At 43.0% G+C, this 26,406-nt stretch carries 20 protein-coding genes; 18 read left to right on the plus strand and 2 right to left on the minus strand.

The features are described 5' to 3' along the window. Window positions 1-178 precede the first annotated feature (178 nt). The 6 genes from LN995_RS19375 (at window position 179) to LN995_RS19400 (ending at window position 9,546) form a co-directional block, all read left to right on the plus strand. A complete protein-coding gene (locus LN995_RS19375; protein ID WP_229962773.1) occupies window positions 179-727 on the plus strand; it encodes an RNA polymerase sigma factor in 549 nt (182 codons plus the stop codon). Window positions 728-882: 155 nt separating this feature from the next. Then, complete coding sequence (locus LN995_RS19380) at window positions 883-1,830, plus strand: FecR family protein (RefSeq protein WP_229962744.1); 948 nt, start codon at window positions 883-885, stop codon at window positions 1,828-1,830. Window positions 1,831-2,033: 203 nt separating this feature from the next. After that, window positions 2,034-5,453: a TonB-dependent receptor gene (locus LN995_RS19385; RefSeq protein ID WP_229962745.1), complete on the plus strand. Its 3,420-nt coding sequence runs from the start codon at window positions 2,034-2,036 to the stop codon at window positions 5,451-5,453. A gap of 136 nt (window positions 5,454-5,589) precedes the next feature. After that, on the plus strand, window positions 5,590-7,305 hold the full coding sequence (locus LN995_RS19390) for a RagB/SusD family nutrient uptake outer membrane protein (RefSeq protein ID WP_229962746.1): 1,716 nt from the start codon (window positions 5,590-5,592) through the stop codon (window positions 7,303-7,305). Window positions 7,306-7,309: 4 nt separating this feature from the next. Next, window positions 7,310-8,134: an endonuclease/exonuclease/phosphatase family protein gene (locus LN995_RS19395; RefSeq protein WP_229962747.1), complete on the plus strand. Its 825-nt coding sequence runs from the start codon at window positions 7,310-7,312 to the stop codon at window positions 8,132-8,134. Between the two features lie 17 nt (window positions 8,135-8,151). Continuing rightward, window positions 8,152-9,546 (plus strand): Gfo/Idh/MocA family protein, encoded by a 1,395-nt coding sequence (locus LN995_RS19400; RefSeq protein ID WP_229962748.1) that lies wholly within the window; start codon window positions 8,152-8,154, stop codon window positions 9,544-9,546. A gap of 180 nt (window positions 9,547-9,726) precedes the next feature. Here LN995_RS19400 and LN995_RS19405 read toward each other — a convergent pair whose 3' ends face one another. Both LN995_RS19405 and LN995_RS19410 read right to left on the minus strand, forming a co-directional pair. Further along, the gene (locus LN995_RS19405; RefSeq protein WP_229962749.1) at window positions 9,727-10,776 is read right to left on the minus strand and encodes an alpha/beta hydrolase; all 1,050 of its coding nucleotides are present in this window, start codon (window positions 10,774-10,776) and stop codon (window positions 9,727-9,729) included. Window positions 10,777-10,990: 214 nt separating this feature from the next. After that, window positions 10,991-13,588 carry a TonB-dependent receptor gene (locus LN995_RS19410; protein ID WP_229962750.1) on the minus strand — a complete coding sequence of 866 codons (2,598 nt, stop codon included), beginning with the start codon at window positions 13,586-13,588 and terminating at the stop codon, window positions 10,991-10,993. Window positions 13,589-14,167: 579 nt separating this feature from the next. Between LN995_RS19410 and LN995_RS19415 the strand changes: the two genes are divergently transcribed. The 12 genes from LN995_RS19415 to LN995_RS19470 all read left to right on the plus strand — a co-directional run bounded on the left by LN995_RS19415 (window position 14,168) and on the right by LN995_RS19470 (window position 26,343). Beyond that, window positions 14,168-14,512, plus strand: coding sequence for a hypothetical protein (locus LN995_RS19415; protein WP_229962751.1), 345 nt, complete (start codon window positions 14,168-14,170; stop codon window positions 14,510-14,512). 812 nt (window positions 14,513-15,324) lie between these two features. Continuing rightward, window positions 15,325-16,566, plus strand: coding sequence for a serine palmitoyltransferase (spt, locus tag LN995_RS19420; RefSeq protein ID WP_229962752.1), 1,242 nt, complete (start codon window positions 15,325-15,327; stop codon window positions 16,564-16,566). Then, window positions 16,544-17,665, plus strand: a complete 1,122-nt coding sequence (locus tag LN995_RS19425; protein WP_229962753.1) for a GNAT family N-acetyltransferase — start codon at window positions 16,544-16,546, stop codon at window positions 17,663-17,665. Before spt ends, LN995_RS19425 begins: the two co-directional genes overlap by 23 nt. Continuing rightward, window positions 17,662-18,654: an NAD-dependent epimerase/dehydratase family protein gene (locus LN995_RS19430; protein ID WP_229962754.1), complete on the plus strand. Its 993-nt coding sequence runs from the start codon at window positions 17,662-17,664 to the stop codon at window positions 18,652-18,654. Before LN995_RS19425 ends, LN995_RS19430 begins: the two co-directional genes overlap by 4 nt. A gap of 33 nt (window positions 18,655-18,687) precedes the next feature. Further along, window positions 18,688-20,013 (plus strand): inositol-3-phosphate synthase, encoded by a 1,326-nt coding sequence (locus tag LN995_RS19435; RefSeq protein ID WP_229962755.1) that lies wholly within the window; start codon window positions 18,688-18,690, stop codon window positions 20,011-20,013. 10 nt (window positions 20,014-20,023) lie between these two features. Then, window positions 20,024-20,485: a phosphatidylglycerophosphatase A family protein gene (locus tag LN995_RS19440; RefSeq protein WP_229962756.1), complete on the plus strand. Its 462-nt coding sequence runs from the start codon at window positions 20,024-20,026 to the stop codon at window positions 20,483-20,485. Next, on the plus strand, window positions 20,486-20,857 hold the full coding sequence (locus tag LN995_RS19445) for a GtrA family protein (RefSeq protein WP_229962757.1): 372 nt from the start codon (window positions 20,486-20,488) through the stop codon (window positions 20,855-20,857). Between the two features lie 79 nt (window positions 20,858-20,936). Further along, window positions 20,937-23,450: a DUF5686 and carboxypeptidase-like regulatory domain-containing protein gene (locus tag LN995_RS19450; protein ID WP_229962758.1), complete on the plus strand. Its 2,514-nt coding sequence runs from the start codon at window positions 20,937-20,939 to the stop codon at window positions 23,448-23,450. Window positions 23,451-23,471: 21 nt separating this feature from the next. Further along, window positions 23,472-24,188 carry a CDP-alcohol phosphatidyltransferase family protein gene (locus LN995_RS19455; RefSeq protein ID WP_229962759.1) on the plus strand — a complete coding sequence of 239 codons (717 nt, stop codon included), beginning with the start codon at window positions 23,472-23,474 and terminating at the stop codon, window positions 24,186-24,188. 17 nt (window positions 24,189-24,205) lie between these two features. Continuing rightward, on the plus strand, window positions 24,206-24,769 hold the full coding sequence (locus tag LN995_RS19460) for a DUF4833 domain-containing protein (protein WP_229962760.1): 564 nt from the start codon (window positions 24,206-24,208) through the stop codon (window positions 24,767-24,769). Between the two features lie 5 nt (window positions 24,770-24,774). Next, window positions 24,775-25,395, plus strand: a complete 621-nt coding sequence (locus LN995_RS19465; protein ID WP_229962761.1) for a sterol desaturase family protein — start codon at window positions 24,775-24,777, stop codon at window positions 25,393-25,395. Next, window positions 25,396-26,343, plus strand: a complete 948-nt coding sequence (locus LN995_RS19470; protein ID WP_229962762.1) for a phosphatase PAP2 family protein — start codon at window positions 25,396-25,398, stop codon at window positions 26,341-26,343. The last annotated feature ends 63 nt before the right edge of the window (window positions 26,344-26,406 follow it).

Raw genomic sequence — 26,406 nt, forward strand, 5'->3', positions numbered from 1 at the left:
GTTCTAAAGTTGGGGAGCCGACAAAGACAGGAGTGGAGTGTATTTAGAATTAAGCAAATGTCTTCAAACATCTCAATCTTAACCTTTAGATATTCTTTTCTTTAAGATAAGGTAATATTGCGTAACGACATTTGGAGGCGAATAGATTACTTTTCCTGCCTTTAATTGTATTGCCGTGATGAAAGGTTCAAGCCACCGTACGTTAGAAGAAGTATATATAAAGTATTGGAGGGAATTATACGTCGTTGCATACCGGCGCCTGAAATCAGAAGAAGATGTAGAGGATATTTTGCAGGATATTTTCCTTTCACTCGTCCAGAAGCCATCTGTGCTTGAAAATGAAGGTTCCTTGCGGGCATATTTACATCAGGCGCTTAAATATAAGATTATAGACTTTTTACGCAAAGAACATTTAAAGGCGTCCTATCAACAAGAAGAGCTTGCTGCAGGAAAGTTTTCTTTAACGTATAGTGATGAACCTTTGCTTACCAATGAACTTGAGCTGCGCGTACAGGAGGAGGTTAACCGGATGCCCGAGAAAATGCAGCAGGTATACTTGCTCAGCCGTAGAGAATCTTTAAGTATTGAACAGATTGCTGACACGTTAGGCCTCTCAAACCAAACAGTAAAAAACCAGATTAGTTCTGCTTTGAAAAGACTGCGCACCAGCCTTAATGACTATGCGCCACTCATTACCTTTTTGTTTTCCTGTTTAACATTGGCATAACAAAATCACTGGTTAAATAATCAAATTATATCTCCATTGTTACCTTTCTGTTAATTCAAAAAAGCATCTAGTACTACCGGCTCTATTGTTCGAGTATATTCACAAACGCACCTGAAGTGGATAAGAACAAGTTAAAACAATTGCTCAATAAAGCAGTGCACAATAAACTGAGCCCGGAAGAAAAGGGGCAGTTGGAACAGTGGTACGCTTCTTTTGATGAGAAAGAAAAAGATATTATTGTTTTTAAAAATGTCGCACACGAAAAACTGGTACAAACACGTCTACTGAACCGGATTCGTAAACAACTGCCTTATAAAAATGATACGTTAGAAGCCAATAACACTTCGGTAGTACCTCTCTGGAGCCGGTTCAGTAATAGGTACCTGACAGTTGCTGCAGCCTTTCTGTTACTGATGTTTAGCGCTTCATTATTCTTTTATTTAAAAAGTAGCTCACAGCCTGAACATACTATTGTAAGGACTTCTGTAGGCGAAATAAGCAGGATAGCTTTAAGCGACGGTAGCCAGGTCTGGCTTAACGCCAACAGTGAGCTGAAGTACCCGGAGCACTTTACCAGTAACACAAGAGAGTTATACCTGGAAGGGGAGGCTTTCTTTGATGTTTCCCGCGATACCACCAAACCATTTGTTGTGCATGCAGCCAATTTAAAAACCAAGGTGTTGGGTACTGCATTCAACATCCGGTCTCATAAAAATTCATCATTAATGCGTGTCTCTGTTACCAGGGGTAAAGTGGCTGTGTCTGAAGGCCCGCAGCAAGTAATGTTGGTAGCTAGCGAGGAAGCCACTTATAACAAGCAAACCAAAAGTCTAATCAAAAGCCGGTTCGATGCTCAGATGACAGACTGGTGGTTGGAAAAAGGCAGCTATCAGTTCAGAGATGAAGCGCTTGCCGACGTGGCCATAGTTCTAGGAAATAAATTTGGCAAGCACATAACCATCAGTAACCCAGCTTTGGCAGCTAAGAGAATAACAGCCAGTTTTAAGAATAGTGAACCGTTGCAGGATGTAACAGAGACTTTAAAAATCATTATAGGATTGCAGTCTAAGCAGGTTCGGGCAGAAGAGCTAGAATGGTACTGAGAAGCCCTGTAGCATCGTTCGCTCGCAAGACACTAAAATAAAATGTGGTACAAAGGAAAAATCAGAAAAGGAGGTATATGAAATAACTTAAATCAAAAGAAGAGGAGCCGCTACTGTTCGCACCAGCAACGGCTCCAACACGACATCAATGCCTGACGTCAAAGTAACAACAGCTTTCAAACTATCAATTACCATCTAAATCTATGAATTTTTTTTCTACCAAAATGCCCATAACTGCTCAAAGGGCAAAAAAAGTGCTGTGGGCTGTGCTGCTAACGGGTAGCCTCCATACACAGGCAGCCCCTGTTAGCTATTCCCAAACTGTCACTGAAAAAATCATTTCAGTTAATTTTCAGCATATATCTTTAAAAGATGCTTTTAGTGAGATTGAAAAGAAAAGCGGTCTGCGTTTTATTTACGAAAACAGCTTAATAGAACCTTATAAAGATGTGTCGCTTCAAGCTTCTGACATATCTGTGGCAACCATTCTGACCCAACTGCTGTCTTCTACTCCTGTTACTTATCAGGAACAGGAGGATAAAATACTCATCACCAAAAAAGGCAAGCCTGCAACGACGCAGGATGATGCATATATCATTAAAGGAAGAACACTGGGCGCTGAAGCTAATCCTTTGCCAGGTGTTTCTGTATCGGTTAAAGGCACTTCTACAGGTACAGTTTCGGATGTTAATGGCGATTTCTCTATTACGGTGAAGGATAATGATGTGCTTGTTTTTTCCATGATAGGTTTTAAGCGAGTGGAGCAGGAAGTTTCAGGGAACAGCCAAAGTTTAACTATTACCATGCAGGAAGACTTACAGAATCTTAATGAGGTGGTGGTAGTTGGGTATGGCACACAGGAAAAGGTAAATGTGACCGGTGCTGTTGAGATGATCAATGCCGAAGCAATTGAGAGCAGGCCTGTAACAAATGCTGCATCTGCTCTGCAAGGTTTGGCACCTGGTTTAACAGCGGTAAATGCGTCGGGCTTTCCTGGTGCATCGGGTGCAAGCCTTCGCATACGAGGGACTGGAACCTTAAATAATTCAGAACCTTTTGTTGTAGTAGATGGAATACCAGATGTAGATATCAACTCTATTAATCCAGATGATATTGAGAGTGTCTCTGTGTTGAAAGATGCAGCTTCGGCTTCTATCTATGGGTCCCGAGCAGCTAATGGTGTTATACTTATTACTACAAAGAGTGGTAGTTTTAATCAGCAGCCGACTTTAAGTTACAATGGCTACTATGGTGTGCAAAAGCCAACAGCGCTACCAAAAATGCTTAGCTCAGCTGAGTATATGGAAATGCTTAATGAGTCGCAACGAAACGTGGACCTTCCTACAACATATACTGATGAGCAGATACAGATGGCAAGAGAAGGCTCTGACCCTAATTATTATGCAAACACAAACTGGTCAGAGGAACTGTTCAAAGATTATGCACCTCAACAAAACCATAATATAAGTCTGAATGGCGGGTCTTCAGATTTAAGCTACTATGCTTCCTTTGGCCGCCTGGATCAGAAAGGACTTGTGGTAGGAGATCAATACTGGGCGAACCGTAATAATGCCAGGCTCCGTCTGAATTCTCAAAAGCTTTTAGGCCTGTTAGACTTAGATGTGAATCTTAATTATATTGATCGTGAGCAAAACCAACCTGCCGGCGGTACTGATCATAACACCGGACCTATCTATACAACTTTAACCATGTCGCCGCTTGACCCTGTTCGTTTTGAAAACGGTACCTGGGGCTACGGGGGCGGATCAAGTAACCCTGTTGCAGTCGCTACTGATGGAGGGTATAATAACTTTACTTCTCAGGAATTTTACGGAAGTGTGGCAGCAACAATTCATATTTTAAAAAACTTAAGCCTGAGAACGCAATATGGTTTGAATGTCATTAATCAGTTACGCTCAATTTTTTCACGCAAAATAGATTATTTCTATCCTGAGTCGGGAGATTTCTGGTACAGCAACCGGACAGATAATCAACTGGAAAACCGGGATTATAAACAAAGGAAAGAACTGTTATCTGGGCTTTTAAACTACAACACAACTTTTGGGGCGCATGACTTCAAAGTGATTCTGGGCTATCAGCAGGAAGAGTTCAGGTACGACGCCTGGTATGCCTCTAAAATGGGATTTGTAAGTGACGATGTTCCTGTTTTTAACTTGGGTAGTATCGATCCACGGGCAACCGGAGATGCTTATCAGTGGGCTTTAAGATCTTATTTTGGAAGGATAAACTATAGTTTCAACGACAAATACCTGCTGGAGGTAAATGCCCGCTATGATGGTTCTTCCAGGTATCTTCCATCAAGGCGCTATGGATTCTTCCCTTCTGTCTCAGTAGGATGGAGGTTTACCCAAGAGAACTTTATTATGAACAGTTCAGCACTGTCTTGGTTAAGCGAAGGAAAGATTAGGGCATCTTATGGTGATCTGGGCGGGCAATATGGATCTGATATGAATGGCTATGCTGAATGGTATCCTTATATCCCGGCACTGTCGTCAGTATCAACCATGCCTATAGGAAACGAACTGACTAATGGACTCGCACAAGAGGTGCTTGCCAATCCTTTGCTGGAGTGGGAAACAGCAAGTATGGCAAATATAGGTCTGGACCTTGGTTTTCTTAATAACAGGCTAACCTTCTCCGGTGATTTGTTTGATAGAAGAACAAAGAGCATTCAATTGGAAGTGCCACAACCTGCTGTTATAGGTTTGAATGTGCCTGACCAGAATGCTGGGGAAGTCTCTAATAAAGGCTGGGAAATTAGCTTAGGCTGGCGCGATCAGAAAAATGACTTCCGCTATGGCTTTGTAGCGCAGCTATCTGATGTAAGAAACAAAGTAGTTGATTTAGGTGGAGCACCTGCAACAATCGCTGATAGAATACGCGATGTAGGTTATCCGATTGATGCCTACTACGGGTACAAAACAGACGGGCTGGCGCAGGTAGAGGATTTCACAACCGATGAAAACGGTAAGCTGATACCGAACTTCCCCATATTTGATGCCGATGCCGGAAAAGTGGGCCCTGGTGACATAAAGTTCAGCGACCTTGATGGTGATGGTAAAATCACAGCGGATAAAGACCGCACAGTAATAGGTGATGCGTTTCCTCGCTATACTTACTCTTTAAGAGGTGACTTTGCCTACAAAGCTTTTGATTTTTCTTTCTTCCTTCAGGGAGTTGGCAAAGCAAACGGTTATTTAACCGGACCAGGTATACATACATTCCACGTAAATGGGGCTTTCCCACAAGAAGTGCACCGTGACCGATGGACGCCTGAAAATACGGATGCCTGGTACCCTCGCTTTACGTATTCCGATACACGCAACTCAACAATGCGCATGTCTGACTATTGGTTGCAGGATGCTTCGTACCTGCGCCTGAAGAATATACAGCTAGGTTATACACTCCCCAATCACCTGACAAGCAAGCTGAGGATTGATCAGCTTAGGGTATATGTGTCTGCTGAAAACCTGCTTACCAAAACAGACTATTTCTACGCTTATGATCCGGAAACTGCTGGCTTAGGAGGTACAGCAACCAATGGAGGAATGTACCCCCAGGTAAAGACCTTTATTTTCGGAGTTAATTTAAAATTAAAGTAATACAGGTTAATGTAAGGAGCTAAAGCCTGTAGCTAACTGATAGCTAATAAAAATGCTTCAGTAGCAGTGCGCAAATAACATAGTGTTTCAGATTTTTCTGCTCCTTTTCTACACAAACCAGCAACACAAGTTTATCATGAGACATAAAAATATTTATAACCTTCGCAGATCGTTATTGCGCAAAGCTTCTCTTGGCTTCGCGTCATTAGCCATACCAGTTTTTTTAGGAGCTTCGCTTAGTGGTTGTGATGATGAATTTTTAGAACGACAGCCGCTTGATGCCATCACTGATGTTACCTTCTGGAAAACGCAAGAGCAACTGGAACTAGCGGTAAACGGCACTTATGCCTATTTAAAAGGCAAGAACTTTGCAGATATGGAGAATTTGGGAGATAATACTATTTATCCTCCAAGGTCTGATTACCAGGCTATTTCCAGTGGTAATTTTGACTTTACTGCAGGTACACTTGATAGCGAATGGACTAACCAATATGAAGGTATACGCCGTTGTAATCACTTTTTGGAAAATTATACAAATGCAGAGGGAGTTGTAGATCAGGAAACGCTAAACCAATATGTTGGAGAAGTAAGATTTATGAGAGCCTTTCTCTACAGTTACCTTTCCTTTTTCTTTGGAGATGTTCCGCTTGTAACGAAAACTTTAGACATAGGCGATCCGGAAGTATATGGAGAACGAACACCGCAAGCGGAAGTAGTTGATTTTATATTGAATGAGTTGGAAGAGGCAGCTCAAGGTTTGCCAACGTCCTATGGAAGTGACGATTTAGGAAGAATAACAAAAGGAGCCGCATTAGGTTGGAAAGCAAGAGTAGCGTTGTTTTATGGCCGGTATGATATAGCGGAGGCTGCCGCCAAAGCTGTTATGGATCTGGGAGTTTACGAATTATACTCAAACGGTGATCCTTCAACAAGTTACAATGAATTGTTTACTGATGAAGGCAAGCTCGCCAATGGGAAAAACAAGGAAACGATGCTGGCAAGGCTTTACCTGGAAAACGTTTCGATGCACAATATGAGCCGTGAAACACAGGTGCCTGACCAGACATCACGCTTTTGCCCAACCAAATCATTAGTTGATGCTTACTTGGCAAGTGATGGCTTGCCTATTGAAATCTCACCTCTGTACAGTGAAGAATCTTACGAAGATATCTTCAAGAACAGAGATCCTCGTATGACGCAGACCATTCTGGCTCCTGGTTCTGAGTGGGGAGGGAAAGACGATGGCGACCAGGATGATAAACCCAATGATGTTTTCAACCTTCCAAAGTTCAATGCCGATAAAAAAGGATGTGTGACGGCCACAGGGTACTACTTTACAAAATATACAGATATTCCTGCTGTAGGAACTTACAATAAAGATGATAACGACATTCACCTACTCCGCTATGCCGAAGTTTTGTTGACTTATGCAGAAGCTCGGCTGGAGCAAGGTACTCTTACGCAGCAGGATATTGATATGACTATTAATAAACTGAGGGAGAGAGTGGGTATGGTGCCTATGAATATAGCAGAACTGGCAGCGCATGGTCTGGATATTAGAGACGAGATAAGGAGAGAGCGTAGAGTAGAACTGGCACGTGAAGGGCAGCGTTATTTTGATATTTTGCGATGGAAGCAGGGAGAGCTTCTGGCACAGGACGTAAAAGGGGTTAAAAAGAGCCTTATCCCTAGCTGGAGCCAGACCTATGCTGCCGGCTACCCAACAGATGAGAACGGGTATTTGATTGTAAACACAGGAAGAAGGTTTGACGAAAGCAAAAACTACCTGTGGCCTGTTCCATTCAATCAACTTCAACAGAATCCTGTTCTCGGACAAAACCCAGGCTGGTAAAACCATGAGAAACTTAATCTTTATTTTAATGACAGGAGCCGCCTTTTGGGTGGCTTCCTGTTCCAGCAGTTCTAAGCATGCAGCATCAAAACCTGCAGCTAGTACCAAAGGTAAACATACCCTTAAGGTAATGTCTTATAATGTGCACCATTGCAATCCGCCTTCTAAAGAAGGTTATATAGACATTGATGCCATTGCCAAAGTAATTGAAAGGCAGGAGCCTGATATAGTAGCGCTCCAGGAAATAGACGTGCATACGCAACGGTCGGGGGCAAATAACCAGGCAGAGGAAATTGCCTACAGGCTTGATATGAACTACTACTTTGGAAAAGCAATTGACTATGAAGGCGGAGAGTATGGCGTCGCTATACTCTCCAAATATCCTTTATCAGAAACAGTTGTAAACCGGCTGCCCACCAAAACAGAAACAAATGGAGAACCACGTATACTGGCAACAGCAAAAATTACGCTGCCTGATGGCTCTGCCATACGCTTTGGAAGTACACACCTGGATGCGCAGAAAGAACCCGGTAACAGGAAATTGCAGATGGAAGAGATCGTGAAAATCACCTCTTCAGAAAAGCTTCCTTTTGTTATAGCTGGAGACTTTAATTCCACGCCTGAGTCAAATGAAATCCAACTGCTGGATAAGTACTTTACCCGCACCTGCCAGACATGTGCTCCTACAATTCCTGTTGTTAACCCCTCCAAAACAATTGATTTTATTGCCTTCACGCCTACTGCTGAATTCAGTGTCACAAGCAACGAGGTCATAATGGAACCTTATGCTTCAGATCATTTGCCTGTAGTAGCGGTTCTGAAATATTAGCTTAACTTAAAAACTCCATGAACAGAAGAAACCTCCTGAAGTCGCTTGGCCTGAGCATTGGTGCTGCCGTTATTAATACAGATGCTTTAGCTAAACTTTCTGATAATACTTTTTCTTACAGGTTAGCTGATAACCCTCTTCACAAGTCGTTGGCTAAGCCAGTGACAGCTGTCACTCTAGGTGCAGGCAGCCGGGGCACTGTATACGGTAATTTCGCTGCTAACTTCCCTGACCAGCTTAAGATTGTGGGTGTGGCAGAGCCAATTCCTTATCGAAACGATAAGTATGCTCGAAAGCACCAGATACCGGATGAAAACCGCTTTGAAACCTGGGAGCAGGTCTTTGATAAACCTAAATTTGCTGATGCCATTATTATCTCTACACCTGATGCTTTGCACTATGCGCCCTGCATGAAAGCTTTAGCTATGGGATACGATGTGCTACTGGAAAAGCCTATTGCCCCAACCGAGAAAGAATGTCGTGATATTCTGAAACTGGCCAAGAAAACAGGCCGTATTGTTGCCGTTTGCCACGTGTTACGCTACGCACCATATTTTGTGAAAATGCGGGAACTAATAGGGCAGGGGGCTATTGGCGAAGTAATAAGTGTGCAGCACTTTGAGCCGGTTGAGCACATGCACATGGCGCACTCTTATGTGCGAGGTAACTGGCACAACTCTAAAGAAACAACCCCAATCATACTTGCTAAATCCTGCCACGACCTCGACATCATTAAGTGGGTAATCAACAAACCCAGCCATCGTATTGTTGCCATGGGTGACCTGAAGTGGTTTAGGAAAGAAAATGCCCCGGAAGGAAGTACTGCCCGGTGTATGGATGGCTGTAAAGTAGAACGGGAGTGTCCTTATTCAGCTGTAAGACATTACCACGATGAGCGCAAAAGGCTTTATGTGATGGACTTACCTGAAGATAAGAGCAAACATAGTGATTTTATCATGAATCGCCTTAGAACTACAAATTATGGGCGCTGTGTGTATCGTATGGATAACGATCAGCCAGACCATTATATTACCAGCATTCAATTTGCCGACAATGTAACCGCCAGCTTTTCTATGGAGGCTTTCACTTCCTATCATGGGCGGCGCACCCGCATTATGGGCTCTATGGGCGATATGGTAGGAGACATGAAAGAGTTGGTCATAACTGACTTCCGCACAGGCAAAGAGCTAAAACTGGTTCCGAAAGCAGAAGATGTAGAGAACTACAAGAACAGTGGCCATGGAGGAGGAGACTGGCTCTTAGTGCGTGATTTCGTTCAGGCGGTATCGCAGCAGAACCCCTCGCTTCTTACATCAACCATTGATGAATCTATAGAATCGCATATTATGGGCTTCATGGCCGAAGAGAGCCGCAAGCGCAACAAGATAATGGATATTCAGATGAATGCCTAAGCTGTTTTAGGACTCAAAAGTAGATATGATAATGTACTTTTTAGCAGCACACAGGCTAAACTGTCATAGTTATGCAAGTACTATACTATGATGCATTTTCCCGGCAGGCACAAGAGCAATCTGCCGGGAAAATTTGAGATTTTACTATAGCCTTACTACATTCAAGAATGTATGAAAACATCATTGCTCTTGACTTTCTAAAACAAATACTTCGGAAAAAGAGCCATTTTTTTCCTCTACAGGCTTCATTTTAAGTACTTCCTCAGCAAACTGCTCAGTTGCTGTTTTTACTGATCTTACATCTTTCGATCGCAGGTGGGAGGCAATAACATGGTTGCCAGCTTCTGGTATGGCCATTTTTCTTTTTTGTGACCCCGGGGTACGTAACAGCTTGAACATATCTTGCATAGCTTCCACACTTACCACGTTATCCTGATGCTGTGCATCTTTATAGTAATAGAGTAGCAACACAGGTTGTTTTACCTTGTTATAGGTTTCGGGTGTCATGGTCGTTTCAACAAGCTCCTGCAACTGGACTACTGCTTCCAGTCGATAGCTGTCGTACCAGTACTTTTTGTGCTCATCACTCCTCTGGATGTTAACACTTTCTCCCCCTGCAGTATATCTGGCTAACTGTAGCCCCCAAGGATCGTTTAATATTGCTGTAGAATTATTGTAAATTTCGATATTAGGAGAAAACATAATCAGACTATGAATTTCAGGAAACTCAGCAGCCAGTTTAAGAGATAAAGTTCCTCCTGTAGATGTACTCATTAAAATCACCTTTTTGCCTAACCTGCGACCTATAGCATAAGCTTCCAGTGCAGAGTTCCACAGCCGGTCAGCCGTAAAATGAAGCATAGGTTCATCAACTTTTAATCCATGGTCTGACAAACGGGTAAGTAAAAGGTTACATCCATACTTTTTTGCAAAGTATTTATGCGCAGGGTTTCCCTCTTCGTGGCTGGAAGAGAAACCATGCAGGTAGATGACAGCATATTCCGTTTGTGTTCTGGCTGAGTCGTTTGCCCAAATAATCTGAGCTTCATTACCTGGCTTTACAGGTAAACCACCTTCCTTTTTTCTAAGGTATCTTTCCAGTTCAGAGAGGTTCTCGGGAACCTCTGGAAGTTCTTTGCTATACATTGGCTTATCGGGTTTCGGACCGAGAAGGTATGCTGCTACCGCTACTGTAATAATAGTCAGGATGGAATAAAAAAATATCTTCATGCTATAAAATATAACTTATTGATTAATGTCTGTTCAGTCGGATGCCCACTTGACTGTTTAGTTTGTTTTGTGCTGGTGCTGTTAAGTAAAGTGTGATAACAGCTATAGGCAAGCTTCTCATACTCAGGAGAAGCTTCTTCAATAAGTAGAAAAAAAGATACAGGTATCCGACATAATTAATCCGGATAACCTGTATTGAAGCAAATGAGCTGAATTAGAAGCTTACTTTAAATTCTAGTCCGTATAGTGTTCTCTGCCCGTCTACAAAGGTTGGAATGCCAAAAGCGTTGCCTGTGTTACCGGCATCAATAATGTACTTTTCGTCGAAGAGGTTCTTAGCAAAAACACCTATCTCATACCGTGTTGCCTTATTAAAGCTAAAACCAGCCATCAAGTTTGCTATACCATAGCCTTCCTGGCTTAGTGCCTCGCTGTTACTGTCTTCAAAATATACCTTAGACTTATAAGAATAGCTTGGTCGAACGTATAATCCAACAATATCACCAAGCTTTTTATTAAAGTCTATGCCAGCTGAAATAGTATGTTTAGGCGTTAAACGGAAAGTGTTACCAGCATATTCCTGTGGGTTACCATCAGAATCTTTGTCGTTAAACTCACCATTGATATAACCATAGTTGGCAAACACGCTGCTGTTTTGCATAAAGTTATACTTTAACCCTGTTTCGATACCGAAGCTATGTGCTTTGCCGGCGTCTATAGATTGGCCTAGGCCACCAGCGCTGAGATTATAAACAGTCGTCTGGAAGTTGTTCCAGTCGTAATAGTAAGTGCTGAAGTCATAGTTAAGCTTACCTCCCAGCACATTTCCTTTAACACCGGCTTCGTAACTCCACACAATTTCCGGCTTCAGATAGGTGGTTTGGTCAGGTTGTACATCAATTACTCCAGGTCGTCGACCACGTGCTACACTCACATAAATAGAGTTTCTGCTGAACAGATAATTTGCTGCTAAACGCCCTACGTAAGAGAAATAGTCTTTGGTAGTAGATATTTTTTCTTCAGATGGGGCAAACAAAATGTTAGGATATGTTCCCAGAAATATTCCTAAAGGGCTAGGTGTAGCAGAAGGGTTAGACTGGTAAGCACCTGTTTGTTTCTCATAGGTACCTCTTAGACCTGCTGTAACAGAAAGCTTATCAGTAAAATCATAGGTACCATCGGCAAAGATTTCGAAAGCACTTGTTTTACCAAAGTTGGTATTCTCCTCTTCGTGATACGTACTTAAAGGTGCGCCTGCAAACACATTGAAAACAGCAGGTATGTTTGGTATGTTAGTCACATAGTTTGGCACACCATTCGTAACCAGCGGTACTAACGGAATAGCGTCTAGTAAACCTTGCTTTTGAGCATCAGTTAGTTGAGCATTACCCTCTATCTGCTGTCTGATAGCAGGTATAAACAAGGTGTACATGCTCTGTTCATTTGTGCGAAACGGTACTCTCTGATAGCCATTTTCATAAAAGTAGTTGGCTCCAAAGAAACCAGAAAACTTCTCCTGATTAGTGTAGTTAAATCTTAGCTCCTGGCTTACCTGTTCACCTTTTGCAACCTCAGAGAGCCATAAGGCCGGAGCGGCAGTACCATCAGCATCAAACGACTCATCAGCTTTAAAATAACGGTATGCTGATGTGGATGTTAGTGCCCAACGCCCGGATAAATTGTGGTTGACAATTAAGGTAGGACCAAACACGTTGCGCTTAATATACAGGTTTTCACCTTGCTCCAGGTCAGCAGTTGTGTTAGGCTCTGTGTCACCTCCAGCAGGAGCATAGGCCTTGCTTTTAAAGCTTGTACCCGGATAATCGTCATATTGATAGTTCAGGATCAAATCAGCAGTGGTGTGTTCTCCCGGCAATACACGAATCACATCCCGAAAAGCATAGGTGCTTTTGCCATTCAGTTTTCCACCTGACCTGTTATTGATAAAGCCGTCCCGGTCGTTATAGGAAAACGCGAATCGGTTTAGCAGTTTTCCTTCCAGAATAGGAGTGTTGATAAAGCCTCTTGCAATTTTCTGGTCATAGTTACCATAGCCTACTTTTAGTTCACCCGTAACATAGTCCACAGGCTTGTTTTGGATAAGGTGTACGGCTCCAATTTGTGCGCCACGCCCAAAAAGCGTTCCCTGTGGTCCTTTCACAACCTCTACTCTTTCCATGTCGAATAGTTCCACAGCAGCTCCTCTAGCTCTTGAAATAGAAACACCGTCCTGAAAAACAGAAACGCGTGGCTGCACACGTGAGTCCCCGTCATCTGAGGTAATACCACGAATAACAAATCCAGGGTTGTTGGGGCTTTGCAGCTGTATTTGCAGGCCAGGTACATATTCAGCCAAGGCATCAAATTCCGTGATGTTCAATCTGTCAAGCGTCTTTCCATCCAGAGCAGACACTGCGATTGGCACCTCAATACTAGTCTGAGTTCGCTTTTGCGTGCTTACTACCACCTCATTGATATTATAAGTTGATTCCTTCAGGCTTACATTGACCGTTTCAGTTGCACCAGCTTTAAGGGAAACTTTTTCGTTATGAGGAGTAAACCCTTGGAAACTTACTTTAAGGGTGTAGTTACCTGAAGGAATATTTTTTAAAATATAATTTCCTGACTGATCGGTGGAAGTGGCAGTGCTGGTTTCAGTAAGTACAACGGTGGCACCTGGAAGAGGCACACCTGTAACAGTTTGAACCTTACCCTTTATGCTTCCATTTCTACCCTGTGCCCACCCTGCAAGGGAAGTTAATAGGGCCAGTGCTAGTAGTAGCCCGAACCGGAGACGTACAACATGTTTCATCTGATTAATTGAATTAATTGTTTATGGTTTGATATCTGTCCTTGAACTTCTTAAAAGTCAGCGCCGAATCCAGTTCTGTTATGGCTTCTAGCTTAGTGCTATGTGTTTTAGGTCAGCTTATTTCAGGCACTTTCTTTTATTTTTATTCATCTCCTGTTGATGGCCTTAATGTGCTACCAAAAAGAAGGAACAATAGCAGAGACTTCTAAGGCCTCATTTTAAAGTTGCAAGTATAGGAGAAGGCAGGCCCTTGTTTGATTTCTGAAATATTAATGTTTGGTTAAATAATTGTTTCTAAAAAGCTAAAGCTTTTAAAATGAATCGGCTATGGTTTTTATGGATATACTATTGTGAGTGAAAGCTTCTGAAGGCTTGGTTCAAGGCACTTTCTCTATACCTGATGCTTGATAAAAACCTCCTTTAATTTTGCTACACATAGATCCACTATACTTCTGTATAGTGTTTTATCTTCTACATCTTTTCTATACCTTGCCAACCAGGCATGAAGCTGGGAGGACAGATCTCTTTACTAAATTAAAACAACTCCTCTAGAATTATAAAAGTTAGATTTCCACTTAAATGGATAGCGTAAATAAGAAAGAAGACTATAACCCAAGTATAGCCTATGAATACTTGGTAATGCTGGCTTTTAACTGCCCCAGAAACCGTGATCCTTTTGGCTTGGCTTATTTCGGGATTTATGATGATAACACAGGTGAAGGGGTTGGACACGATGTTAAATTTGGAGTTTCTGCTGCAATCAGGAAAGTGGCAAATGATAGCTGGGGAACCAAATACTTTAGTCCATTAATGCAGCTGGATCGGAAACTGTGGAAAAATCCTGATGTAAATAAGGAAGAGCTAAACCAGATAATTGACGAGGCGCATCAACTGTTTGCAGAAGTAGGAGTAGAGCCTGTTTAAGCGACTACTATGTTGTAAAAGCTATGTAAAGTTTCAGCTTAAGGATGTTGCCTTACTTACTGCTATACAGATAAAGCCCTGAAAAGAATATCTTAAGTTTTTTTCAGGGCTTTATCTGTATAGCAGTAATAAATTTCATGCAAAAAATAAAGACTACTTATCATAATTACTTCTATAACAAATTTTACTACCTGCTCTCAATAATCAAGGTTAAATAATTGTAAAAAAAAGTAGTGCCTGATTATAAAAAATAATGCCCTGTGAATCAGCTTATTACTAAGCTTAGGCAAACGTATTTCAGACATGAATCCATTCTGAATATAAAATTTAAGAAGGTTTGTTTTTGGAATTAGATAAAGTTATATAATTTTGGACCGTTATACATATTTGGTCTAACGTTCCATTGTGATTATCTAATATTTAGGGTTGGATATACAGCAGTATCTCCTATGACTAACCAACTGGAACATAAATCAGGTTTGTATATGTGGTCTTAAGATTGTTACTATAATAGATAACAGTCCGGAAATTGAACATGAAGTGTTAGGTCAATAACTGGGTATGCTTCTCTGTGTATAGTGGATGATTTTACGAATTATGTAACTTCTAAATCTCAGCCTGATGGGCCTGAAGGAAGCTCATTGTTTTGTAATGAAATCAGTAAGAAAAAAGCTTGAATGCTTAAAGTGATAAAAATACTGATTTTATTATAAATTCTAGGAATAGAGCTTTAGACAGACAGACATAAGTAGTATATTAGGCCATTGTTAAAAGTTAAGTATAGCATTTTCAGTAATTTAACACAGGCGCAGATGGGCAATAAGTTACGCGAGATGATCATTGCTCGCGAAAAAAGTGCCGCTTACAAGGCAGCAGAAAGGGCTAAAGCGGAGGGAGCATACCCATATTTCAGGTCTATCGAGTCAGCTCAGGATACAGAGGTAATTATAGAGGGAAAAAAAGTATTGATGTTTGGTTCTAATGCTTATTTAGGATTAACCAATCACCCAAAAGTAAAAGAAGCCGCTACAAGAGCTATTGAGGTATACGGTACAGGTTGTGCCGGCTCAAGGTTTCTGAACGGCACCCTCGATATTCACCTGGAGTTGGAAAACAGACTGGCAGAATATGTAGGCAAAGATGCTGCCCTGGTATTTAGTACAGGCTTTCAGGTTAATCTGGGCGTTATTTCCAGTCTTACGGGCCGCAACGACTACATCATTTTAGATGAGTTCAACCATGCTTCTATTATTGATGGCAGCAGGCTGTCTTTCTCTAAGGTGCTTAAGTATAAGCATAACGACATGAAGGACCTGGAGCAAAAGCTAAGTAAGCTGCCAATAGATGCTATCAAGCTGATTGTGGTCGATGGTGTGTTCAGCATGGAAGGTGACATTGTGAAGCTGCCTGAACTGGTGGCCCTGGCTGAGCGCTATGGCGGTAGTATTATGGTAGACGATGCACATGGACTTGGCGTAATTGGAGAGCAAGGTGCTGGTACAGCCTCTCACTTTGGGCTTACAGACCAGGTGGATCTTATAATGGGTACTTTCAGTAAGTCCTTTGCTTCTTTAGGAGGGTTTATTGCCAGCGACCATGATACTATTCAATACCTAAAGACGCATGCACGGTCTCTGATTTTTAGTGCCAGCATGTCTCCGGCATCTGTAGCCAGCACTATTGCTGCCCTTGATATTATTCAATCTGAACCAGAGCGTCTGGAGCAGTTGTGGGATAATACTAGGTATGCCATAAAACTCTTGCAGGAGGAAGGATTAGAATTAGGACCAACAGAGTCTCCTATCATTCCAATCTATATAAGAGATAATGATAAGACTTTTCAGGTAACACGGGTGCTGCAGGACAATGGCGTTTTTGTAAACCCTGTAGTGGCTCCGGCTGTGCCTGCTGACTCTACGTTGATTCGGCTTTCAATTATGGCAACACACACGTTTAGCCAAATAGAGGAAGCTGTTACAAAAATTTCGCATGCTTTTAAACTAATAGGAGTAGATACTCCCAAAACAGCATATGAAGCGAGTAGAGCAAGTTGATTCAAAACAAAAGCTCAAAGCCTTTATTGACTTTCCGCATCAGTTGTATAAAGATGATCCCTATTATGTACCGGAGCTTTATATAGCACAAAAGGATTTGCTTACACCAGGCAAACATCCTTTTCATGAACATTCTTCTATACAGCTGTACCTGGCTTATCAGGATGGGGAAGTAGTAGGAAGAATAGCCGCAATACTAAACAATAACCATAATGCTTTCAACAATACACAAGATGGCTTTTTCGGCTTTTTTGACTGTGTAGATGATGGTGAAGTGGCAGACATGCTGTTTAAGGAGGTGCATCAATGGTTAGTTGGAAAAGGTGCTGAATCTGTGATTGGGCCTATGAATTTTTCCACTAACGAAACATGCGGTCTGTTGGTGGAAGGTTTCGACAGTTCACCAGTAGCCATGATGCCTTATAATTATAGCTACTATATGCAGCTGCTTGAAAAGCTGGGCTTTCAAAAGAAGGTGGATCTGTTGGCATACCAGTTCCTGGCTGAGAACTACAACGATAAGCCTTACAGGTTATCGGAAGTAATTAGAAAACGGCTAGAGCAGAAAGATATTATCATCAGGCCGATCAACCTGAAGAGATTTAACGAAGAAGCAGCAAGCCTGCGAGAGATTTACAATACTGCCTGGGACAAAAACCTTGGGTTTGTACCAATGACCCCCAAGGAATTTGACCATATGGCAAAAGACCTGAAAATGGTTATAGATCCTGACTTCTGCCTGATAGCAGAACATAAGGGTAAAATGGTCGGCTTTTCATTGGCTATCCCTGATATTAACCAGGTGTTTAAGAAAATCAAAAAAGGACGCCTTTTGCCGACAGGGATATTTAAGTTATTGCTTCTTCGGAAGAAGATCAACGCCGTCAGGATTATTGCCTTAGGTGTGGTAGAAGGATACCGAAAGCTTGGCATCGAAGCTTGTTTTTATGGCTCTGCTATGCAGAAGTACCGCGAGAAGAACATGAAAATGGCAGAGGCTTCCTGGATACTGGAAAACAATGCTTTAATGAACCAGGGACTGCTGAACATGGATGCTAAACCTTATAAAAGGTACAGGATCTACGAAAAATCAATATGAGCGAACGCATACTGATAACGGGGGCAAGTGGGTTTGTAGGCTACCATCTTATTGAGGCTGCCTTGCAGGCAGGGCTGGAGGTTTATGCCGCCGTACGCCCATCCAGTGAGGTGGCACACTTAAAGCCTTTTGACCTAAAATTTACTTCTCTCGATTTTTCTAATGTTAATGCGCTAAAGCAAGAACTGGAGGAAAAACAGTATCAGTACATTATACATGCGGCTGGCATAACCAAAGCCAGAAGCGAACAGGAGTATAACAAAGTAAATGCTGAATTTACAAAGAACCTGGCTTTAGCCGCTTCAGATGCGGATATTCTGCTGAAGAAGTTTGTGTTTGTCAGTAGTTTGGCTGCGCTTGGGCCTATTGCCTATAAAGATGCGGCACCAATACATGAATTAAGCCCTGCACAGCCGGTGACAGGTTATGGAAGAAGCAAGTTGCTGGCAGAAAAGTACTTGTCAGAGATCAAGAAGCTTCCTTTAGTGGTTCTGAGGCCTACTGCAGTTTATGGACCAAGAGAGAAAGATATCTTTATTCTCATGAAAACGCTGAATAAAGGACTAGATCCTTACATTAGCCGGCAGATGCAGCGGCTGAGCTTTGTTTATGTGGCAGATCTGGCAAAAGTGGCTTTGGAGGCATTAAAAGCCAAAGAAAACCATGTAAGCTATAATGTTTCCGACGGGAACAGTTATAATCGTTATGCGCTGGCTGATATTACAAAGCGCTTATTAGGCAAAAAAGCGGTACGGGTTCATTTGCCAATGAGTGTGGTGAGGATAGTGGCGAAGGTATTGGAAACAGCTTATGCGAATGGCGAAAAAGTGCCGGTGCTGAATAAAGAAAAGTTAAATGAGTTAACTGCCGAGAACTGGAATTGCAGCATCGACAGAATAAAGAAAGATTTAGGCTTTATGCCTGAGTATGACTTGGAAAAAGGACTCTCGCAGACGTTGCGGTGGTACAAAGAGCATAAGTGGTTATAAGATTTAAATATAGTTTTTGATATATTAAATAGAATGGAATATCAAATTAAAAATGCCGAAGGGCGCCTGGGTATACTTATCCCGGGTTTGGGAGCCGTGGCTACCACCTTTATAGCGGGTGTGGAAGCTATCAAAAAAGGGATTGCTCAACCAGTTGGTTCACTCACGCAAATGGGCAGCATACGTCTGGGCAAGCGCACAGAGAACCGCTATCCGCTTATCAAGGATTTCGTTCCATTGGCAGGACTGAACAACATTGCGTTCGGTGGCTGGGATGTATACGATGATAACGTGTATGAGGCGGCTGTAACTGCTAAAGTGCTTGAGCCGAGTCTGTTACAGGCTATTAAGCCTGAGCTGGAGGCTATTGTGCCTATGAAAGCTGTGTTTGATAAGTCTTATGCCAAGAACCTGACCGGCACTAATGTAAAAGAAGCGGCAAGCAAATACGAGCTGGCAGAGGCGCTGATGGAAGACATGCGTACCTTTAAAGAGGAGAATGGATGCGATCGCCTGGTAGTAGTATGGTGTGGGTCTACAGAAATTTACACTGAGCCTGCTGATGTGCATGCTACTGTCGCTAATTTTGAGGAAGGACTTCGTAACAACGATCCACGCATTTCTCCAAGCATGATTTATGCTTATGCTGCAGTTAAAATGGGAGTACCTTTTGCTAACGGAGCTCCAAACCTAACAGTAGATATTCCTGCTATTATAGAGCTGGCACTTCAGAATGAGGTGGCAATCTCTGGTAAAGACTTCAAGACTGGGCAGACATTAATGAAAACCATTCTTGCCCCTGGTCTGCATGCAAGAGCTTTGGGTGTAAAAGGTTGGTTTTCTTCTAACATTCTTGGTAACCGCGACGGCTTGGTTCTGGATGATCCTGATAACTTTAAAACGAAAGAAGTGTCTAAGCTTAGCGTACTGGATGAAATTTTCCGTCCGGAGTCAAACCCTGAATTGTATGGAGATATGTACCACAAAGTACGCATCAACTACTATCCTCCTCACGGTGACAACAAAGAAAGCTGGGACAACATCGACATCTTTGGATGGTTAGGTTACCCGATGCAGATCAAGATCAACTTCTTGTGCCGTGACTCTATTCTGGCTGCGCCACTTGTTCTTGACCTTGCCCTGTTTACTGACCTGGCACAACGTGCCGGTATGAGCGGTATTCAGGAGTGGTTGTCGTTCTACTACAAGTCTCCGCAAACTGCAGAAGGCCTGAAGCCAGAGCACGACATCTTTAAGCAGCTTATAAAAATGCAGAACACACTCCGTCATATGATGGGAGAGGATCTGATCACGCACCTTGGACTGGACTATTACCAGGAACTGGTAGAGTCGCTGTAGTAATAACAGCATGATTAAAGTACACAAACTAGTTTCTACCAGCCTGGGTATCGGGTATGTAGGCAAGGGAGGAGGTACAGTAGCCGCTGTCGCCACCTGTCTTTGCTGGTTCCTTATAAACAGGGCTGGTGGAGGCCAGCTTGTGCTGTGGCAACTTATCATTACTGTACTGTTAACAAGCTTAGGTGTCTGGTCTGCCAATGAGGTGGAGCCCATTTGGGGCAAAGACGACAAGAAAGTAGTGATAGACGAGGTAGCAGGCATGTGCATCAGCCTTTTGTTTTTACCCGTCACACTTAATTACCTGATCTTAGGATTGGTTCTTTTCAGATTTTTTGACATTGTGAAGCCCCTTTTTATTAGAAGAATGGAAAGAATAGGTGGCGGTTGGGGCGTGATGCTGGATGATGTAGTGGCAGGCATCTACACCAATGTAGTACTACATCTTTTTTTATACTTCAATATACTCTAAATGTTCACCTTCCTGAAGGCACAGGCTGCTTCCATAGTAGCATCTGCTGCCGATTTTCTGGTGACGATCATCGCTGTGGAACTCTTCGGCTGCTGGTATCTGGCGGCCACCATCATAGGTACTATTTCCGGTGGGGTTGTACATTTCTCTCTCGGAAGAACCTGGGTTTTTAATGCAATAGACAAAAACATACCGACACAAGCACTAAAATACTTTATGGTCTGGAATGGCAGCTTGGCTCTTAACGCCTCTGGAGTCTTTTTGTTAACTCATTATGCAGAAGTTAACTATGTTTTCTCCAAGGCTGTTACATCCATACTAGTCGGTTTTTTTTATAATTATATAATTCAAAAGAGATATGTATTCAAGTAAGAATATATATGTACAATATATAGAAAGCCTTGTTTTGTTCCTAATACTTTTTTCTTTGGGAATAAGTACAAGCACAGTCATGGCACAGAGTGCAGTGACTTCAGTGAAAGGTACGGTGACAGATGCTGTCACAGGTGAGCCGCTGATTGGGGTTTCTGTTTTCATCCCGGGCACCAGTCTGGGAACGAGTACTGACTTTGAGGGAAACTACCAGTTAAGGACAAACCAGTCAAGCAGCAAGATACAGTTCTCCTACCTTGGCTACCAAACGTTGACAATGCCAGTAACGGCAGGGCCGGAACAGACGTTGAACGTGAAACTTAAGACCGATGCCAAGGAGCTTAAGGAGGTGGTAGTGACCGGCAAGAGAAGCAAGGTGAAGTACAGTAATAAGAATAATCCTGCTGTGGACCTTATCCGGGAGATTGTGGCTAACAAGGACAATAACCGTCCTGAGCACTACGACTATGTGCAGTACGAGCAGTACGAGAAGAAGGAGCTTGCTTTAGTAAGTACACCTGAGAAACTCAAGAAGAACATTTTGCTGCGCAAATTTGACTTTGTAACCAACAACCTGGACACCACAGTGCTGGAGGGCAAGGCTGTGCTCCCATTCTATATGGAGGAACTTATATCGGAGAACTACTACCGAAAGAACCCCGAGAGCAGGAAAAAAATAGTTAAGGCAGAGAAGAAGGTGGACCTGGGTGAGTTTGTCGACAACCAGGGCATGGCTACTTACATGCAGCACATGTACCAGGACATCGATATTTATGACAACAACATCACTATTCTGACCAACCAGTTTCTGAGCCCGATCGCGGATATGGCTCCTACCTTCTACAAGTTTTACCTGACAGACACGATAACGACTGACAGTGGGCAGCAACTGGCAGAGCTGAGCTTTGACCCGCGCAACCCTGCCGCATTCATGTTCAAAGGAAAGCTGTACGTGACCCTGAACGACACCTATGCTGTGCAGCATGTGGATATGGAGGTAAGCAAGAGCGTGAGCATCAATTGGGTGCGCGACCTGCAGATAAACCTGGACTTTGAACGTAACAGCGATGGCCGGTACCACCTTAGCAAAAGTGAGCTGCATACCGATTTCGGCATCACCAAGAACAGTGATGCTGGCTTCTACGGAGAGCGAGTGGTTTCCTATAAAGATTATCGGATCAATGAGCCGCAGCCACTCTCTTTTTATGAAGGAGAAGCCATTGTGCAAACCGGCGACGCTAAGGCCAAAGATGAAAGCTTCTGGCTAAGCAGCAGGCACGATTCTCTTTCTGCCGTGGAGCGCAATACCTATTCCAACATCGACAGCCTTGTAAAAATGAAGTCGTTCCAGCGGATGATGGATTGGGGAACTGCACTGATAGCAGGTTATAAGAGGCTTGGTCCCAACATTGAGATAGGCCCCATCAATACCTTCTATAGCTTTAATCCGGTGGAGGGTTTCCGGTTAAGGCTGGGTGGCCGCACAACCACCAACTTCAGCAAGAAGTACATGCTGGAGACTTACGCTGCCTATGGTTTCAAGGACGAGAAATGGAAGTATTACTTGGGTGGTAGCTACTCGCTCACCGACAGGTCCATATATGAGTTTCCGGTAAGAACCATCCGGGCCAGCTACCAAAAGGACACCAAAATTCCGGGTCAGGAGCTGCAGTTTGTTCAGGAGGATAATTTCCTGCTTTCTTTTAAGCGGGGCGAGAACGACAAGTGGCTCTACAACGAGACCTATAATATTGATTACCTGCACGAGTTCGAAAACCACTTCTCTTACAGAGTGGGCTTTAAAAACTGGCGCCAGTCTCCTGCAGGCTCGCTTCAGTACCTCCAGGCAGGTGGGAGCCTGGAAGGTGATGAGCCGGTAGAGGTAAAGAATCTGATTACCTCGGAGGTGTCACTGGAGTTGCGGTGGGCGCCTAATGAGCAGTTCTTCCAGGGCAAGCTGTACCGGACACCGATCATCAACCGTTACCCGGTGCTTACGCTCCGTGCGACGGCGGGGGTGAAAGGGCTGTTGGATGGGCAATACGACTACCAGAACGTGGCCTTGAACATTTACAAGCGCGTCTACCTCTCGCAACTGGGCTATTCCGATGTGGTGGCCGAGGGGGGCTATACGTTTGGGCAGGTGCCTTTTCCGCTGCTGACTATCCATCGGGCCAACCAGACGTACGCCTACCAACTGCAGTCGTATAACCTGATGAACTTCCTGGAGTTTGTGAGCGACCAGTACGCCAGCGTGAACATTGACCATACTTTCAACGGGTTTATCTTCAATAAGATTCCTTTGCTGAAGAAGACGAAGCTTCGGGAGTTTGTGACCTTTAAGGCGCTCTATGGTAAGGTGCGAAGCGAGAACCTGCCGGAGAACAACCCGGACCTGCTGCGCTTTCCTACCTTCGAGGATGGGCGGCAGGCGACCTATACGCTGGAGAACAAGCCTTATATGGAGGCGAGCGTAGGCATAGGCAATATCTTTAACTTCTTTAGGATAGATGTGGTCAAGCGCCTTTCTTACCTGGAGCACCCAAATGTCTCTGATATAGGTATAAGAGGTAGGTTCAAGTTTGATTTTTAAGCATTCGTTAGGTTTGATAATATGAGCAAAAAAACTTTTCGTGATTCACTGCAGCAGGGTATCTATAAGGTAATAAATCCTTTTGTCAGGTTTCTGATTAAAATAGGTTTTACTCCCAACGCCGTTACCACTACAGGGTTAATACTGAATATAGGGGTTGCTGCAGTTTTCATAGCTGGTGGCGAAACGAGTAACAGGGGAGAGTTGGAATATGTGGGCTGGGCAGGTGCTTTGGTGTTGTTCGCAGGGATCTTTGACATGCTTGACGGCCAGGTGGCTCGCCTGGGCAATATGAAATCCACTTTCGGGGCTATGTATGATTCTGTGCTGGACCGCTATAGTGAGATGATCATGTTTTTAGGCATTTGCTATTATCTTATTGCTCACCATTACTTTTTAAGTTCTCTGTTTGCCTTTATTGCCCTGATTGGGTCAATGATGGTGAGTTACACCAGGGCAAGAGCTGAAGGGCTGGGCGTGGAGTGTAAAGGTGGCCTGATGCAGCGTCCGGAGCGGGTAGTGCTGATTGGCTTATCAGCTATTGCCTGTGGTATAACTTATTCCTTTGTAGGCGATGATTATAAAGTGTTTGTGCCGGGTATTCCTTTTCATATTTTTGAGACGATGTCAGTGTTTACACTGCCTATCACTGTGATGGCCGTAATGACAAACATTACTGCTGTGAACAGGCTGATGGATGCCAAAAGGGAACTTGAGAAAAAGGAAATAGTGGCATAGTGATTTGTAAAGCAGGAGTGAAAAAAAAAATAATTTCAGTTGTTGTGTTGCTGATGCTTTGCTGCTTGCGGGGTACAGAGGCTACAGCTTCAGATACGGTCTTAGTAAATGTGCAGGACACTCTGCCTGTACCTAAAGGCATCAGGAACATGATGTTTTACGTACAGCGAGACCCAAATGCTAACACAGTTGTCTATGAACTGAATCTGCTGGAGCAGGGTATTCCGGATGAAAAGGACCCTATTCACCCGTTTTGGATCAGGTACGCTGATGGGGGAGAAAGAAAGGAACTGAATTACATTCAGCGCAAGTTTGCCTATGGACTTAATAGTAAAAAGCTGGGTAAAGACAGTTATGAGCTAAAGTTTGTTTGTTACTCTAAGCTGCCGCTGTACCTGCGGAAAGGAACTAATGGGAAGTTCCACGTTTATGCTACAATCAATGATAAACAGGCGATACTGAACAGGATATTTGTTCGTATTGAGGGCGGCACTTTCTGGGTTCCTAATGTTTTGTATTTCGAGTTGAAAGGTACTGATGCTGTGACAGGCAAAGTGGTATCTGAACGCTTTAAACCTTAATTACCATGAAAAAGCACTTCATTTCCAATTCAACAGAATCCACCAGGATGTTTAGATATGACTGGATGGAAGCCTTGTCTAAAGTTCATTTTACCGTGCCGTTGTTTATTTATGTGCCGGTTATTTTGTTCTTTTGCTGGAAAGCTCTTTTTGTAGAACAACTGGGCGCTCTTAGCTTCCTGGGTTATGTACTGCTGGGGCTGTTTGTTTGGTCACTTACAGAGTACCTGCTGCACCGTTTCGTGTTCCATTACGTACCAGAGTCCGAGTGGGGGTTGCGCCTACACTTTATTTTTCATGGTGTGCACCACGACTATCCAAGTGATGCAAAGCGGCTGGTGATGCCTCCTTCGGCCAGCATACCGATGGCTACTATTCTTTACCTTCTCTTCTCGCTGGTGTTGTCCGGAGCCCCATTGTATTCTTTTTTTGCGGCTTTCCTGGTAGGTTACCTATTCTACGATATCTCTCATTATGCCCTGCATCACTTCAATTTTAAAGGTAAGTTCTGGAAGAAACTTAAAAAGCACCACATGCTGCATCACTATGCCGATGCCACAAAAGGGTATGGGGTAAGCTCTTCATTCTGGGATAAAGTTTTTGGTTCTGATTTTCTAAAAAAGTAAATGGATACTATCTCTGCAACAGCAGAAGAAAAGAAAGCAATATCACGTAAAAACGTGTTGGTTTTAATCTTACTGTCAGCAGGCTATTTGCTGTTGTCTTACTTTCTTGTTGGCTTTAAGCAGGATCAGTTGGTACTTCTTGGGCTGGTGAATGGCCTGTATTTTATTTCACCTGTTACGCGTAAGTTTATTACGGGTTTCTCTGTGTTTATCGTGTACTGGATTTTATATGACTACATGAAGGCTTTCCCAAACTACTGGTTCAACCCAGTGCATATCGAGAGCCTGTATAACTTAGAGAAATCTGTATTCGGCATACAAAGTGGCGGTACTGTCCTTACGCCAAATGAGTTCTGGATAAAGTGTAGTAACCCCGTGCTGGATGTAATGAGTGGGGTGTTTTACCTTACCTGGGTTCCTGTACCACTGGCTTTTGCTGTTTTCCTTTTCTTTAAAAAGAGGAAGCAGTTTATATATTTTGCTCTTACATTTCTTTTAGTAAACCTGTTAGGTTTTGTTGTATATTACCTGTTTCCGGCGGCTCCACCCTGGTATGTGCAGTACTTCGGTTTTGATTTTATAGCTGCTACTCCCGGAAACACTGCTGGGCTGGCAAGGTTTGACGCGTTCTTTCATATAACATTGTTTAGCTCGATCTATGCCAAAGGGTCTAACGTTTTTGCCGCCATGCCGTCTTTGCATTCAGCTTATCCGCTTATTGTTTTCTATTATGCTGTAAAAAATAAACTAGGGTCTATAAACATATTGTTTGCTACCATAATGGCAGGTATTTGGTTTTCTGCTGTCTACACGTCACACCATTATGTGCTTGATGTATTAGCAGGTATTGTGTGTGCAATAAGTGGCATTACTCTGTTTAATTGGCAGATGTCGAAGCGAGGGGCTGTGTATTCAGTTGTGCAACGGTTTACGCAGGCTATACAATAATATCTTTCACATATAAAGTGCTGTACTTTATAAGACTGCACCTTTATTAATACATAATTATTC

It is taken from the genome of Pontibacter silvestris, from assembly GCF_020907275.1.
In the GTDB taxonomy this organism is placed as follows: Bacteria; Bacteroidota; Bacteroidia; order Cytophagales; family Hymenobacteraceae; genus Pontibacter; species Pontibacter silvestris.